Annotated in this window: 12 protein-coding genes; 9 read left to right on the top strand and 3 right to left on the bottom strand. The window is 70.2% G+C overall.

What is annotated here, in order from left to right; all coding sequences use genetic code 11:
* Positions 1–156: 156 nt before the first annotated feature.
* Positions 157–492, top strand: a complete 336-nt coding sequence (locus tag QM772_RS01935) for a DUF3579 domain-containing protein (RefSeq protein WP_415133623.1) — start codon at positions 157–159, stop codon at positions 490–492.
* Between the two features lie 103 nt (positions 493–595).
* On the opposite strand, the gene QM772_RS01930 is transcribed toward QM772_RS01935, so the two are convergent.
* Positions 596–1,336, bottom strand: a complete 741-nt coding sequence (locus QM772_RS01930; RefSeq protein WP_415133621.1) for a DUF2726 domain-containing protein — start codon at positions 1,334–1,336, stop codon at positions 596–598.
* A gap of 165 nt (positions 1,337–1,501) precedes the next feature.
* On the opposite strand from QM772_RS01930, the gene QM772_RS01925 reads away from it, so the two are divergent.
* Positions 1,502–2,236, top strand: coding sequence for a pseudouridine synthase (locus QM772_RS01925; RefSeq protein WP_415133619.1), 735 nt, complete (start codon positions 1,502–1,504; stop codon positions 2,234–2,236).
* A 4-nt stretch (positions 2,237–2,240) separates the two neighbouring features.
* Here QM772_RS01925 and QM772_RS01920 read toward each other — a convergent pair whose 3' ends face one another.
* On the bottom strand, positions 2,241–3,023 hold the full coding sequence (locus QM772_RS01920; protein WP_415133617.1) for an alpha/beta fold hydrolase: 783 nt from the start codon (positions 3,021–3,023) through the stop codon (positions 2,241–2,243).
* Positions 3,024–3,079: 56 nt separating this feature from the next.
* Here QM772_RS01920 and QM772_RS01915 point away from each other — a divergent pair, with 56 nt between their 5' ends.
* The 4 genes from QM772_RS01915 to QM772_RS01900 all read left to right on the top strand — a co-directional run bounded on the left by QM772_RS01915 (position 3,080) and on the right by QM772_RS01900 (position 9,798).
* Positions 3,080–4,099: a YncE family protein gene (locus QM772_RS01915; protein ID WP_415133615.1), complete on the top strand. Its 1,020-nt coding sequence runs from the start codon at positions 3,080–3,082 to the stop codon at positions 4,097–4,099.
* Positions 4,100–4,102: 3 nt separating this feature from the next.
* Positions 4,103–4,921 (top strand): polysaccharide deacetylase family protein, encoded by an 819-nt coding sequence (locus QM772_RS01910; RefSeq protein ID WP_415133613.1) that lies wholly within the window; start codon positions 4,103–4,105, stop codon positions 4,919–4,921.
* 1 nt (position 4,922) lies between these two features.
* Complete coding sequence (locus tag QM772_RS01905; RefSeq protein WP_415133611.1) at positions 4,923–5,900, top strand: sterol desaturase family protein; 978 nt, start codon at positions 4,923–4,925, stop codon at positions 5,898–5,900.
* 352 nt (positions 5,901–6,252) lie between these two features.
* Complete coding sequence (locus QM772_RS01900; RefSeq protein ID WP_415133609.1) at positions 6,253–9,798, top strand: IPTL-CTERM sorting domain-containing protein; 3,546 nt, start codon at positions 6,253–6,255, stop codon at positions 9,796–9,798.
* Positions 9,799–10,236: 438 nt separating this feature from the next.
* Here QM772_RS01900 and QM772_RS01895 read toward each other — a convergent pair whose 3' ends face one another.
* On the bottom strand, positions 10,237–10,983 hold the full coding sequence (locus QM772_RS01895; RefSeq protein ID WP_415133607.1) for a sulfite exporter TauE/SafE family protein: 747 nt from the start codon (positions 10,981–10,983) through the stop codon (positions 10,237–10,239).
* 171 nt (positions 10,984–11,154) lie between these two features.
* Here QM772_RS01895 and QM772_RS01890 point away from each other — a divergent pair, with 171 nt between their 5' ends.
* The 3 genes from QM772_RS01890 to glnA all read left to right on the top strand — a co-directional run bounded on the left by QM772_RS01890 (position 11,155) and on the right by glnA (position 14,556).
* Positions 11,155–12,060, top strand: coding sequence for an EI24 domain-containing protein (locus QM772_RS01890; protein WP_415133605.1), 906 nt, complete (start codon positions 11,155–11,157; stop codon positions 12,058–12,060).
* The gene (locus QM772_RS01885) at positions 12,050–12,949 is read left to right on the top strand and encodes a competence/damage-inducible protein A (RefSeq protein ID WP_415133603.1); all 900 of its coding nucleotides are present in this window, start codon (positions 12,050–12,052) and stop codon (positions 12,947–12,949) included. Before QM772_RS01890 ends, QM772_RS01885 begins: the two co-directional genes overlap by 11 nt.
* 191 nt (positions 12,950–13,140) lie before the next feature.
* Complete coding sequence (gene glnA / locus QM772_RS01880; RefSeq protein WP_415133601.1) at positions 13,141–14,556, top strand: type I glutamate--ammonia ligase; 1,416 nt, start codon at positions 13,141–13,143, stop codon at positions 14,554–14,556.
* Positions 14,557–14,689 lie beyond the last annotated feature (133 nt).

The raw sequence follows: 14,689 nt of genomic DNA, 5'->3' as shown, positions 1-14,689 counted from the left end.
CGCGGCCCGTTGAGAACGCATTCTAGGGCGCGCATCTGGCGCGGTTATTGCTGTGTCCGCATCACAGTCATGATGGCCGCGAGGCGTGCCAAGTCTTATAGAAGATAGAATCATTGCTGCGCCGCAGCATGCCTGCGGCGGCAGTTCCAGCGATCCATGGCGTCCACACTTCCCGGCAACCAGGTCTTCATCCGCGGCGTCACGCGCGACGGGCGCAGCTTCCGCCCCAGCGACTGGGCCGAGCGCCTGGCCGGGGTGATGGCGCAGTTCCGCCCCGGCGGCGCGGCGGCGCGCGGCAGCCACATCGCCTATTCGCCCTGGTGCGTGCCGACCACGCTGGACGGCGCCAAGTGCGTGGTGGTGCACCACGCGCTGCGCGACCACGAACCCATGGCCTGGGACTTCGTGATGAACTTCGCCCGCGACAACGAGCTTCAGGTGATCGAGGCCTGCCTGCTGCCGGCGGCGGACGAGCCGGGTGCCGGCGCCTGAGGCCGATCGGGCGCAGGGTTGGCGCAGCCGTGCGGCTGCCGCGATATGCTACTTTAACGATAGCTGCCAGCGCTTGCCAGTCAAGCGTTGGAGGCCGATTTCGTTATTTTTCGAGCGGCGTGCGGCGGCTGTCCAGGGAGCCCAGGAAAGAATCCGGCTGCGGCCAGGGCGTCTGTTCGCCAGCGGCGAGGCTGCTGCCGTCGTCGGCATGGGGGGCCGCCATGCGCTGCCGGAAGCTGCGGTTGCGGTCCAGCGCCTGGTGCAGTTGAAGCGCCGCCTCTTCCAGGCGTTCCTGCTCGGTGGGCGGCGTGGGCCGGGAGTCGGGCGCGTAGCTGCCCAGGAAGTCGGCGCGCAGCGCGTCGGCCGCCGGCAGCGAGTCGGGCACCAGCACCCAGTAGCCGATGCCGCACTGCGCCAGCAGCGTCTGCTTGAGCTGGCGGTTGCCGCGCGAGAGTCCCTGCGGGCCCAGCAGATCGATGCAGCCGACCACCTGGCCCTGGTCGTTGCAGACGGTATAGGTGCAGTAGGCGCCGCTCAGCATCTCGAACCATTCGCTGGCCGCGCCGTGCTCGCGCGGCGTGGTGAAGCGCGTCACCGGCAGCTTGATCATGACATGGTGGTCGGGGAACACCTGGTGCAGCCAGTGCCATACGCGCCGCTCCGCCGTGTTGGCCAGCGGGCGCGGGTTGAGCGGCCATTGCCGCGGCAGACGGCGCTGAGCGGGCAGTGCCCTGGCGCGCTTGCGCCGCGCCAGGTAGAAGCCGGCGGCGGCGATGGCCACAAGCAACCCCAGCACGGCCAGCAGTCCGGCGACAATGCCTGTCGCCCCCAGCGTTGCACTCACTGCATACTCCCTGAGCGTTTTGTTGTTGGGGCGAATGCTACTTAAGGATGGTCTGATTTGGTGGTTAACTTTTCGATACATTCATGACATATGCATGCTGAATGTGCGTGGCGTGAGAAAGGTCACACCTAAATCCTTGCCATTGACGGCCCGTTGACACAGCCCATGTACCTCGACCAGTTGATTTACTCGCAGGGCTTCGGCACGCGCCGCCACTGCGCGGGGCTGATCGCCGCCGGGCTGGTGGCCGTGGAGGGCCGCGCCTGCCTCGATCCGGCGGCCGAGATCGCCGCGCTGTCGGGCGTCACCGCGTTCGCCGTCGAAGGCCAGCCGTGGCTGTTCCACGACAAGGCCTACCTGCTGCTGCACAAGCCGGCCGGCTACGAATGCTCGCAGCGCCCCGGCGCCTGGCCCGGCGTGCACACCCTGCTGCCGGCGCCGCTGCGCCAGCGCCCGGGCGGCGGCAAGTCGCCGGGCGTGCAGGCGGTGGGGCGGCTGGACCAGGACACGACCGGCCTGCTGCTGCTGTCGGACGACGGTGCCTTCATCCACCGCATGAGTTCGCCGCGCCACCACGTGCCCAAGGTGTATGAGGTGACCACGCGCCACCCGCTGGACGACGTGCAGGTGGGGCGCCTGCTGGCCGGCGTGGTGCTGGACGACGACCCGCGCCCGGTGCGCGCCGCCGCCGCCCGCGCGGTGGACGAGCGCCACCTGCAACTGACGCTGACCGAGGGCAAGTACCACCAGGTCAAGCGCATGCTGGCCGCCGTCGGCAACCGGGTGGAGGCGCTGCACCGCTCGCAGGTCGGCCCGCTGGTGCTGGGGCCGGAGGTGCCGCAAGGGCGCTGGCGCTGGCTGACGGCGGAGGAGGTGGCGGGGCTGATGGGCAGAGGTTGAGCGTTCAGCGTGAAGACGCGCGCTCAACGCTCAACAAGAATTCGGCAATGGCCGCGTTGACCACCTCCGGCTGGTCGCGGTGCGGCGAGTGGCCGCAGGCGGGCACTTCCAGCAGGCGGGCGTGCGGCACGGCGCGTTGCAGGTCGTGGATATGCGCCAGCGTGCCGTACTGATCCTGAAGGCCCTGGATGGCCAGCAGCGGCGCCGTGATGGCGCGGCATTCGGCGCGGATGTCGAAGCCGCGGAAGGCGGGCGACAGCCACACGTCGTTCCACTGCCAGAAGGCACCATGAACGTCGTCGTGGTAGCGCGCCAGGCGCGGGCGCAGCTCGCCGGCCTCCCAGGCGTCGCGGGCCTGCTCGATGGCGCGGATCGACACGTCTTCCACCATCACGTGCGGCGCCATCACCACGCAGGCGGCCACTGGGTGGTGCGCGGCGTGGATCAGGGCGATGGTGGCGCCGTCCGAATGGCCGACGAGCACCGGCCGCGCGATGCCCAGCCGCGCCAGCAGCGCGGGCAGCACGTCCAGCGCCTCGCGGTGCATGTAGTCGGGCCGCAGGCGGCCGGCGCCGCGCACGTCGGCGACGGGGCTGGATCGGCCGTAGCCCCGGCGCGAAACCACCCAGCCGGCGCGGCCGGCGGCGGCGCACAGGCTGGCCGGCCAGTCGCGCCACATCGCCACCGAGCCCAGCCCCTCGTGCAGGAACACCAGCGGCGCCCGCTCAGCCGGGCCGAAAATGGCATGCACGTCAAGAAAAACGCCGTCGATGTCCACCTTTTCCATGTTTCAAATGTTAAGGGTAGGCCCCGGACGGGGCATGATGTTTCCGGAGCGCCCGCTTGTCCCCCCACGAACCCACTCTTTCGCGCCGCACCTGCCTGGCGCTGGCCGCCGCCGCCGTGCTGCCCGACCTCGCCCAAGCCGCCGTGCCGCCGCGCCAGGCCGCGCCGGTGTTCGTGCTCAATTCACTGGACGGCAACGTCAGCGTGATCGACCCGCGCACCTGGACCGAGGTCAAGCGCATCCCCACCGGCAGGGAACCGCACCACCTGTACCTGACGCCGGACGAGCGCTCCGTCATCGTCGCCAACGCCGCCAGCGACTCGCTGACCTTCATCGACCCGCGCACGGCCGAGGTGCAGCGCACGCTGCCGGGCATCCGCGACCCGTACCACCTGCGCTTCTCGCCCGACATGGCCTGGTTCGTGACGGCCGCCAACCGCCTGAACCACGTGGACATCTACCGCTGGGACGGGCGCGACCCCACGCTGGTCAAGCGCATCCCCACCGGCGTCACGCCCAGCCACCTGTGGATCGACAGCGGCAGCGCCATCGCCTGGGTCAGCATGCAGGACAGCAGCGAGCTGGTGGCCATCGACCTGCCGACGCAGACGCTGCTGCACCGCGTGCGCACCGGCCCGCTGCCCGCCGACGTGTTCCTCACGCCCGGCGACCGGCACCTGCTGCTGGGCCTGACCGGCGGCACCGGGGTGGAGGTGTACGACGTGTCCGGCGGCGGCGCGCGGGCGCCGCAACTCGTCAAGACCATCCCCACCGGCAAGGGCGCGCACGCCTTCCGCGCCGCCGGCGACGGCCGCCACGTGTACGTCAGCAACCGCGTGGCCAACACCATCAGCAAGATCGACTACCTGGCCCTGGCGGTGGTGGACCAGTACCCCGCGCCGGCCGGGCCGGACTGCATGGACGTGTCGGCCGACGGCACGCTCATCATGGTCGGCTCGCGCTGGGCCGGCAAGCTGACGCTGATCGACGTCGCACAGCGCCGCGTGGTGCACCAGGTCAAGGTCGGCAAGTCGCCGCACGGCGTGTGGACGCTGGACCACGCCGCCCGGCAGTGAGCCATGAAGCACCTGATTGCTTCTGTATTGATAGCTGCCAGCGCTTGCCAGGCGGGCGCTGCGGGCCAAAAAGATGCTGAGCCCTGCGCGCCGGTCTATCTGACCTTCGACACCGGCCACATGGGCGTGGCGCCGCTGATCGCCGAGGTGCTGAAGCGCCACCAAGTCAAGGTCACCTTCTTCGCCGCGCAGGAGCGCACGCAGGAGGGCGACGGCTCGCTGGGCGCGCACTGGGCGCCGTGGTGGAAGGCGCGCGCGGCCGAAGGGCACGAATTCGCCTCGCACACCTGGCAGCACGCCTACTGGCGCGGCGACCTGGCGCCCGCCACGTCGGCCGCGCCGGGCGGCGAGGCGCGCTTCCGCATCCAGCCCTCGGCCGGTCCGCAGGCGGGCCAGCGCATGGTCTGGACGGCGCGGCAGTATTGCGACGAGCTGAACCTGGCCAGCGACCGCCTGGCCGCCGTCACCGGTCGGCGCCCGCTGCCGCTGTTCCGCGCGCCGGGCGGCAAGACCTCGCCCAGGCTGCTGGCCGCCGCCGAGCGCTGCGGCTACCAGCACGTCGGCTGGGCGCCGGCCGGCTTCCTGGGCGACGAGCTGCCCAGCGGCGCGTACCCGAACGACGCGCTGCTGCAAAAAGCATTGCGCGACATCCGCCCCGGCGACATCCTGATGGCGCACCTGGGCATCTGGTCGCGCCAGGACCCGTGGGCGCCGGCGGTGCTGGAGCCGCTGATCGTGGGCCTGAAGCAGCGCGGCTTCTGCTTCCGCACCCTGCGCGAGCATCCGCGGTACCAGGCCTGGATCAAGGCGCATGGGGGTTGAGGTGTTCCCAACCCTCGCCGACGCCTTCGCCGCCGCCCAGCAATGGGTGTTCGAGACCTTCGTCGTCCCCGCCGCCTTCGCCTTGGGCGCCGGCAACCTGCTGGAAGACGGCTTCGCCGCCACCGGCTGGCTGCTGGTCGGGCTGATCCAGGTGGCGGTGATGCTGCTCGTCATCGGCCCGCTCCAGCGCCTGTGGCCCGTCGAGCCGGTGCGCGACCGGCACGCCGTCGCCATCGACGTGCTCTACACGCTCATCCACCGGCTCGGGCTGTTCAAGCTGGCGATGTTCTTCACCGTCGAGGACTGGCTCACCCACGGCATCGGCTGGCTGCGCGCGCACGGCCTGGGCACGTGGCAGATCGACCAGCTCTGGCCCGGCGTGACCGACCGCGCCGGCGTCAGCTTCGTCATCTACCTGGTGGTGTTCGACCTGCTGGGCTACTGGGTGCACCGCGCCCAGCACAGCTGGCACTGGTGGTGGCAGCTGCACGCCGTGCACCACAGCCAGCGCCAGATGACGATGTGGTCCGACAACCGCAACCACCTGCTCGACTCGGCCATCACCGACGTGATCTTCGTGCTGGCCGCCATCCTCATCGGCGTCGGCCCGGCGCAGTTCGTGGCCCTGGTGGCGCTGACCCAGCTGCTGGAGAGCGTGCAGCACGCCAACCTGCGCTGGTCCTGGGGCCCGGTGGGCAGCCGGCTGCTGGTCAGCCCCAGCTTCCACCGCCGCCACCACGCCATCGCCCTGGGCCACGCGCCCGGCAGCACCGCCTACCGGCCGTATGGCGGCAACTACGGCGTGCTGTTCCCTTGGTGGGACATGCTGTTTCGCAGCGCCGACTGGCGCGCCGGCACCGAGCCGACCGGCATCGACGACCAGCTTTCCAGAGGGCGCGACTACGGGCGCGGCTTTTGGGCGCAGCAGTGGCTGGGGCTGAAGCGGCTGGCGAAGCGCGACGCGCTACCGGATCGATAGCTGCCAGCGCTTGCCACATAAGCGCTGGCAGCTGATTTCTTCTTGAAAATCAGCGCGGCCACACCTTCCGGCGCCAGCGCCGCGTCGAGGGGCGGCAGGCGCTTGCGCACGGGGCGTGGCGGCACACGCGGCGGCCTGCCGCGCGCATGCGGCCGGATGGCGCGCCGCCCGCGCCGGTCTGGACGCCTTCACTCAACCTGGGACGCATTCACCAAAGACAGCCCGAAGCGCGCCCCGACCTGTCCCTAGACTTTTCGGAGGCCGGGCCCCTGGTCCGCATCTTCACGCGTTCGGGGCCTGCGGCGCTGCCGTGGAAAGCGCCGGAAGCTATCAAAATCATAGGGAGAGTACCGTGCATGCCTTCATCCGTGTCCTGGCCGCCTGCGTCCTGCTGCTGGCAGGCGGCGCCCATGCGTTCGACGTCACCATCGTGAACGGCGCCAGCAGCGGCGGCAGCTGGTCGGCCAACGTGTGGACGCCCAGCGCCGCCGGCTCGACCGTCAGCGCCGCCGAAGTGGCCAGCCGGCTGGCCGGCGGCGACGTCAGCATCGCCGCCACGGACGGCGACGCGCTGGCCGTGGGGGCCAGCGTGAGCTGGAGCGCCCACACCCTGACACTGAGCACCGCCGGCGACATCGCCATCCAGGCCGGGCTGAACGGCAGCGGCACGGCGGGCCTGGCGCTGCGCTATGGCGGCGGCTACACGGTGGGCGCGCCGGTCGACCTGGCGGGCACGGGCAGCTTCAGCACCCAGCAGGGCGCCGACGCCGCCATCAACTGGACCATCCTCACCAGCCTGGGCGCGGAAGGCAGCACCACCGGCACCGATTTGCAGGGCATGAACGGCGACCTCGCCGGCCACTACGTGCTGGGCGCGGACATCATCGCCACCGCCACCGCCGGCTGGAACGGGGGGCTGGGCTTCGATCCCATCGGCAATGCCAGCACCAAGTTCACCGGCAGCTTCGACGGCCTCGGCCACACCATCGACAGCCTCACCATCAACCGCAGCGGCACGGACAACATCGGCCTGTTCGGCTACGCCAACGCCGCCAGCTTCGCCAACGTCGGCCTGACCAACGCCGACATCCTCGGCACCGCCGGCGTCGGCGCGCTGCTCGGGCGTGGCGATGGCAACACCAGCATCGTCAATGCCTGGTCGTCCGGCACGGTGAAGTCAGACAGCACGGCCACCACGAAGTTCGGCGTGGGCGGGCTGGTGGGCAACCTGGCCGGCACCGTGGCCGACAGCCATTCCACGGCCACGGTGGACGGCTATATCGCAGTGGGCGGGCTGGTCGGCAACATGGCCACCGGTGCCGGCGCGTTCGGTGAGCAGATTTCCAACTCGTGGGCCAGCGGCGATGTCCACGCCACCTACGGTTATGCGGGCGGCCTGGTGGGCAGGAGCTATGCACGCATCACCAACAGCTACGCCACCGGCAACGTGAGCGGTGGCGAGGCGATGACCAACAGCAACCAGACCCTGCAAACCGATCTGGGCGGGCTGGTCGGCTACGCCCATCTCTCGCAATACTGGGGAACCCAGTACGTCAATCCGGTCCAGTTCCAGAACGTCTATGCCACCGGCAACGTCACCGGCAGCGACGTCGCCACCACCGGCAAGGGCTATGGCTACGGCTTCGGCGGGCTGATCGGCGCGACGGACGGCGTTTTCGTGATACACAACGCGTTCGCCACCGGCAACGTGTTCGGCTACAGCGCCGTGGGCGGGCTGATCGGCCGCACCCTCAACGGCGGCTCGGGCAACAACAGCGTTGCTTACACGCTTACCCTGTATTCCGTCTATACCCGGGGCGGCACCGTCACCGGCCACAACTTCGTGGGCGGCCTGATCGGCGAGACTTTCCGCTCGATCATCATCGATTCCTACGTCGCCAGCGGCGCCGTCACCGGCGACTACGATTCGAGCAGCAATTATTACCAAGTGGGCGCGGTGATCGGCGGCACCGATTGCACCTGCAATGCCGGCAGCTTCGGCGGCTCGACGGGCGTGCTGTGGGACTACGAAACCACCGGCCTGACCAATTCGACGGGCAAAAGAATAGACACCACGGGCGAGTACCTGACGTCGGTGGGCCGGTGGGGTTCGTCGTTCGGCCCGGAGTACTACACGGACGGCCTTTTCTGGGGTGGGAACACGGCGCAGATGATGACGCTGGACCCCTACGAGCACGCCGGCTGGTACACCGGCCAGGTGCTCATTGGCACGCCCGTCTACGCCATCCTCACCCCCGCCACGGCGGCGGGGCAGGTCTATTCCGACAGCAACCGGATCGCCAACCAGTACTTCATCTACGAAGGCGATACCTATCCGCTGCTGATGGCCTTCCTCACGCCGCTGACGGTGGAAGTGACCGACCAGAGCGTGCCCTACACCGGCACCCTGCAGCACGTCACCGCGCCCTACGCCATCACCCAGGCCTACGATCCCGCGCTGCTGCTGGGCTCGGCGGCGGGCGCCACCGCCAGCGGGCGCAACGCGGGCAGCTACCCGCTGACCGTCGGCGGCCTGTATTCCAGCCAGTTCGGCTACAGCCTGACCATCACCGGCGGCGGCCGGCTCACCATCGAGCCGGCGCCGCTGACCGTCGGCACCGAGCCCGTCACCAAGCCCTATGACGGCACCACCGCCGCCGCCGGCACGGCCATCCCCACCGGCGGCACGCAGCTGCTCGGCGCCGACACGCTGTCGGGCGGCAGCTTCGCCTTCGCCGACAAGGACGCGGGCACGGGCAAGACCGTCACCGTCAGCGGCGTGACGGTGGATGACGGCAACGGCGGCGCCAACTACGTCGTCACCTACGCCGACAACACCACCAGCGCCATCACGCCCAGGGTGCTGTCCATCGGCGGCAGCCTGGCGGCAGGCCGGCCCTACGACGGCACCACCCAGGCCGCCATCACGCCCGGCACGCTGGCGGGCCTGGTGGACGGCGAAACCCTGGCGGTGACCGCCACGGGCACGTTCGACGCCCGGCACGCCGGCAGCCGCACGGCCACGGCCCATTACACCCTGGCCGACGGCGCGGGCGGCGGGCTGGCGGGCAACTACGCGCTGGCCGACACCGGCGGCCTGGCGGCCACCATCACCCCCGCGGGTCTCACCGTCAGCACCGAACCCGTCACCAAGCCCTACGACGGCACCACCGCCGCGGCCGGCACGGCCATCGTCACCAGCGGCACGCTGTTCGCGGGCGACACGCTCAGCGGCGGCAGCTTCGCCTTCGCCGACAAGCACGTGGGCACGGGCAAGACCGTCACCGTCAGCGGCGTGACAGTGGACGACGGCAACGGCGGCGCCGACTACACCGTCACCTACGCCGCCAACACCACCAGCGCGATCACCCCGATGGACACCGCGCACCTGCCCCTGCCCAGCGGCGGCACGGCCGAGGTGGCGGTGAGCGACGACGCCGGCAACACCTGCTACTTCGACAGCGCGCAGTTCGTCGCGCGCTCGTCGGTGGCCGACCCGCTGCCCGCGGGCCTGGCGCTGGCGGCCGACCTGTTCGACTTCGTGCTCGACGGCTGCGCGCCGGGCGCCACGGCGACGATCCGCATCACCTACCCCAGCCTGCCGGACGGCGCGCAGTACTGGAAGCACGGCCCCACGCCCGATGAGCACGCGGCGCACTGGTACCAGCACCCCGCCACGTTCAGCGGCAACGGCGTGAGCTTCGCCATCACCAACGGCGGGCAGGGCGACGACGACCTGGACGGCGCCAACAGCCGCATCGTCGACGCCGGCGGCCCCGCGCTGCGGGGCGCCACGCTGGCCAGCCCGACGCAGCCCATCCCTACGCTGTCGCAGTGGGGCCTGCTGCTGCTGCCGGGGCTGCTGGGCCTGGCCGCGCTGCGGCGGCGGCGAGTCTGAACGTGTTTTTGCCCGCCAGCCCTTGCAGGGAAAGCGCAAGCAGCTATCGAAACAGGAGAAATGCATGCCCAGGCCCTGCCTCGCGCGCGCTGTGCCGGTCCGCTTGCGCGCGCCAGATGCCGATGCGCGCAGATCGCCGCCCTTTTCCGCCGCGCCGGCGCGGGCGCCGTTCGTCGAGAGCCTGCCGGTCAAGGTGACCGGTGAGCCGAACGCCCCCCAGTACGGGGAGCCGCACCTTTCCGCGCACGCGTCGCGCCAGGCGTGCGCGCAACCCGGGGGGGCTGAGCCCCGTCGCCGGCGTGCCGGGCGGGGATTCTGAGTGAAATCGGCCCCCAGCGCGGCTGGCCAGGCGCGAATAGCTACTATATTGATAGCTGCCAGCGCTTTCCACATAAGCGTTGGAGGCCGATTCGGCTTATAAGTCTCTGGGGCAGGGGTTCACCCCGGCAGCCTTGGCAGCGCCGAAGCCAGCAGCGCCGCGCCCGAGGCCGTGAGCAGCCCCAGCACGATCTGCCTGAAGCGCGCCTCGCTGATGCCGATGTAGAGCCGCGTGCCCAGCAGCGTCGGCACCAGCATGGCCGGCGCCACGACGGCGAACAGTGGCAGCATCTCGCGCGTGACCACCCCGGTGGCGAGGTAGGTGCCCATGGTCACGGCCAGCATGGACAGGTTGAAGTTCTGGATGACCGAGCGCTGCGCGTCCTTCTCGTAGCCGCGCAGCGTGCACCACAGCGTGGGCAGCGCGCCGGTGAAGCCGCCGATGCCGCCCATGATGCCGCCCGCCAGGCCGACGGCGCCGTCCGCCAGCCGCCCGCCCGCCGTGATGCGCGGCAGCCGCGGCGACAGCAGCATCGCCGGGCACCACAGCACCAGCAGCGCGCCCAGGATGGCCCTGAACCCCTGCATGTCCAGGTGCGGCAGCAGCGCCACGCCCAGCGGTATGCCCACCAGGCCGCCGGCGACGAAGGGCAGCAGGCGCCGCCAGTCGAAGCCGCGCCGCACCGTGGCCGCCGCGAGGACCTGCCCCGTCAGCGCGCCGAACACGGCCAGCGCGGCGGCCAGGCGCGGCTCCAGCGCCCAGGCCCAGAACGACATGGCCACCATGCCGAAGGCGAAGCCCGACAGCCCCTGCACGAAGCCCGCCACCGCCGCGCCCAGCGCCACCACGAGATACACCGATGCCATGACCACCCTTTCGGTTCGTTGTCTGCGGATTCTGCGTCCGCGGCATGCGCCGGGCGTCGCCGGGGCGCGCTGTCGCGGATGATCGTCAAATCGGCCTCCAGCGCCCGCCCACCAAGCGCCAGCAGCTATCGAAACAGAAGTGATCGCGCCCGCGCTATGCTCCGTCCCATCATGCGCCAAGTGATCGACGCCTTCATGCATGCCCTGGGCAACGCGCTGCTGCCCAGGGTGATCGTCATGTCCCTGCTGCCGCTGCTGGTGATGACGCTGGCCGCGCTCGGCCTGGGCTGGTTCTTCTGGCACCAGGCCGTCGCCGCGATGAGCGCCGGCCTGCATTCCTGGGCCGTGATCGACTGGCTCGACGGCCGGCTGGGGCTGGACTGGCCCGGCGGCCTGGTGGCCCTGCTGGCGCCGCTGCTGGTGGTGGTGCTGGCCACGCCGGTGATCGTGCTGGCCGCGCTGGTGCTGGTGTCGATGATGATGACGCCGGCACTGACGCGGTTGGTGGCCGAGCGGCGCTTTCCCGGCCTGGAGCGGCGCCGCGGCGCCTCGCTGCTGGGCTCCATCGCCTGGGGCGCCGGCGCGCTGCTGGTGGCCATCGTGGCGCTGGTGCTGACGCTGCCGATGTGGCTGATCCCGCCCTTCGTGCTGGTGCTGCCGCCGCTGATCTGGGGCTGGCTGACCTACCGCGTGATGAGCTTCGACGCGCTGGCCGAGTTCGCCAGCGCCGACGAGCGCCGCGCCATCCTGCGCCAGCACCGCTGGCCGCTGCTGGTGATCGGCATCGTCAGCGGCTACCTGGGCGCCGCGCCCAGCGTGGTGTGGGCCTCGGGCGTGGTGTTCGCGGCGCTGTTCGTGGTGCTGGTGCCGGTGGCCATCTGGATCTACACGATGGTGTTCGCCTTTTCCTCGCTGTGGTTCGCGCACTACTGCCTGAACGCGCTGGCGGCGCTGCGCGCGGCCGAAGCGCCGATGGCTCCCCCGCCCATCGCGCCCACCGGCCCGCCCGCGCTGCCGCCCGCCGCAGCCACCAGTGTGTCCGACGCCCGCTGGCGGGAGCTGCCGCATGAGCCCTGACGACGCTGCGCCCGGCTTCGGCCTGATCGTCGTCGGCGACGAAATCCTCTCCGGCCGCCGTGCCGACAAGCACCTGGCGAAGGTCATCGAGCTGCTGGCCGCGCGCGGCCTGAGCCTGGACTGGGCCGAGGTCGTGGGCGACGTGCCGGCACGCATCACCGCCACGCTCCAGCGCGCCTTCGCCTCGGGCGACGTGGTGCTCTGCACCGGCGGCATCGGCGCCACGCCCGACGACCACACCCGCCCCTGCGCCGCCGCCGCGCTCGGCGTGCCGCTGGTCCTGCACCCCGAGGCCAAGGCGCTGATCGAGCAGCGCATGCGCGACCTGGCGGCGGAGCAGGGCGTGCCCTGCGAGCCCGGACGGCCCGACAACCTGCACCGGCTGAACATGGGCGTGTTCCCCGAAGGCGCCCACATCATCCCCAACCCGTACAACAGGATCCCGGGCTTCTATGTGCTGAGCGGCGCCGGGCCGTCCCAAGCCGCGAACGCCCCCTCGGGGGGCAGCGACCCACACGCAGTGGGGGAGCGTGGGGGGATTTATTTCATGCCCGGCTTCCCGGTGATGGCCTGGCCGATGATCGAATGGGTGCTGGACCACCGCTACCCGCACCTGCACCGTCGCGCGGCGTGGCAGGAGCGCTCGGTCATCGTCTTCGGCGCCATGGAGGCCACGCTCACCCCCGTGATGGAGCGCGTGGAGGCCGCGCATCCGGGCGTGAAGGTGTTCAGCCTGCCCAGCGTGGACCACCCGGAATATGGCCGCCACATCGACCTGGGCGTCAAGGGCGCGCCCGAGCGCGTGGCCGGCGCCTATGCCGACCTGCGCGCCTGGCTGGCGCCCTTCGGCCTGCGCTATGGCCCCGAAATAGTGCGAAACCCGGGCTGATCCGTTTTGGTGCGACGCCTGGATTGCACCAATTAAGTGCATATCATGTTTTCGCCTGCGGCGCCGCGTGCAGGCACAATGGGCGCTTGCATGACGCGAACCTTCCCGGTGCGGCAGCCGTTTGCTGGCATGGAACCTGCATCCCCTGATGCGCCGAATCTTAACAACCGTCCCCATAGGAGAACTGCCAGATGGCCAAGTCCGTCGCCGATGTCATGAAAATGGTGAAGGAGAACGAATGCCGCTTCGTTGACTTCCGCTTCACCGATACCCGCGGCAAGGAGCAGCACGTCACCGTGCCCGTGTCGCACTTCGACGAGGACAAGTTCAGCGACGGCCATGCCTTCGACGGCTCGTCCGTCGCCGGCTGGAAGGGCATCGAAGCCTCCGACATGCTGCTGATGCCCGACCCGGCCACGGCGCACATCGACCCGTTCTTCGAGGAGGCCACCGTGGCGCTGACCTGCGACGTGCTGGAGCCCGGCGACGGCAAGGCCTACGACCGCGACCCGCGCTCCATCGCCCGCCGCGCCGAGGCGTATCTCAAGGCCAGCGGCGTGGGCGACACCGCCTACTTCGGCCCCGAGCCCGAGTTCTTCGTCTTCGACGGCGTGCGCTGGAGCACCGAGCCGGGCAACAGCTTCTACAAGATCGACGAATACGAGGCCCCGTGGAACAGCGGCGCCAAGCTCGAAGGCGGCAACCGCGGCCACCGCCCCACCACCAAGGGCGGCTACTTCCCCGTGCCGCCGGTGGACAGCACGCACGACATGCGGGCCGAGATGGTCATGATCCTGGAGGCCATGGGCATCCCCGTCGAGGTGTTCCACCACGAGGTGGCGGGCGCCGGCCAGATGGAGATCGGCACCAAGTTCAGCACCCTGGTCGAGCGCGCCGACTGGACCCAGCGCCTGAAGTACGTGGTGTGGAACGTGGCCGACAGCTACGGCAAGACCGCCACCTTCATGCCCAAGCCCTACCACGGCGACAACGGCAGCGGCATGCACGTGCACCAGTCGATCTGGAAGGGCGGCAAGAACCTGTTCGCGGGCAAGGGCTACGCCGGCCTGTCGGACTTCGCGCTGCACTACATCGGCGGCATCATCAAGCACGCCCGCGCGCTGAACGCCATCACCAACCCCACCACCAACAGCTACAAGCGCCTGGTGCCGCACTTCGAGGCGCCGGTCAAGCTGGCCTACTCCAGCCGCAACCGCTCGGCCTCGATCCGCATCCCGCACGTGATGAGCGACAAGGCGCGCCGCATCGAGGCCCGCTTCCCGGACCCCATGGCCAACCCCTACCTGTGCTTCGCGGCGCTGATGATGGCCGGCCTGGACGGCATCGAGAACAAGATCCATCCCGGCGAGGCCGCCACCAAGGATCTGTACCACCTGCCGCCCGAGGAGGACAAGCTGGTGCCCACCGTGTGCCACAGCCTGGACCAGGCGCTGGAGGAGCTGGACAAGGACCGTGCCTTCCTCACCAAGGGCGGCGTGTTCACCGACAGCATGCTGGACGCCTACATCGAGCTGAAGATGACCGAAGTCAACCGCATCCGCGTGCAGGTCAACCCGGCCGAATACGACATGTACTATTCGCTGTGACCCGGTCGCGCCGAGCGCGAAAAAATGGCGGCCCCGGCCGCCATTTTTGTTTCAGGCGGCGGAACACGGGGTTGGGATCGGACTCCATATGGCTGATACTTGCCCATTGGCCGCGGACGGCGTTTGCTCCGGC

Origin of the sequence: Ottowia sp. (assembly GCF_047601385.1) — a bacterium.
Classification (GTDB): Bacteria; Pseudomonadota; Gammaproteobacteria; order Burkholderiales; family Burkholderiaceae_C; genus Ottowia.
Note: the sequence above shows the minus strand (reverse complement) of the source record. Positions and strands in the feature narration are given on the sequence as shown.

Excerpts from the sequence above, each read along its gene's own strand:
- QM772_RS01885 (WP_415133603.1), top strand. The coding sequence starts at position 12,050 with ATGAGCCCTGACGACGCTGCGCCCGGCTTCGGCCTGATCGTCGTCGGC.
- glnA (WP_415133601.1), top strand. The coding sequence starts at position 13,141 with ATGGCCAAGTCCGTCGCCGATGTCATGAAAATGGTGAAGGAGAACGAA.
- QM772_RS01935 (WP_415133623.1), top strand. The coding sequence starts at position 157 with ATGGCGTCCACACTTCCCGGCAACCAGGTCTTCATCCGCGGCGTCACG.
- QM772_RS01910 (WP_415133613.1), top strand. The coding sequence starts at position 4,103 with ATGAAGCACCTGATTGCTTCTGTATTGATAGCTGCCAGCGCTTGCCAG.
- QM772_RS01890 (WP_415133605.1), top strand. The coding sequence starts at position 11,155 with ATGCGCCAAGTGATCGACGCCTTCATGCATGCCCTGGGCAACGCGCTG.
- QM772_RS01920 (WP_415133617.1), bottom strand. The coding sequence starts at position 3,023 with ATGGAAAAGGTGGACATCGACGGCGTTTTTCTTGACGTGCATGCCATT.
- QM772_RS01925 (WP_415133619.1), top strand. The coding sequence starts at position 1,502 with ATGTACCTCGACCAGTTGATTTACTCGCAGGGCTTCGGCACGCGCCGC.
- QM772_RS01895 (WP_415133607.1), bottom strand. The coding sequence starts at position 10,983 with ATGGCATCGGTGTATCTCGTGGTGGCGCTGGGCGCGGCGGTGGCGGGC.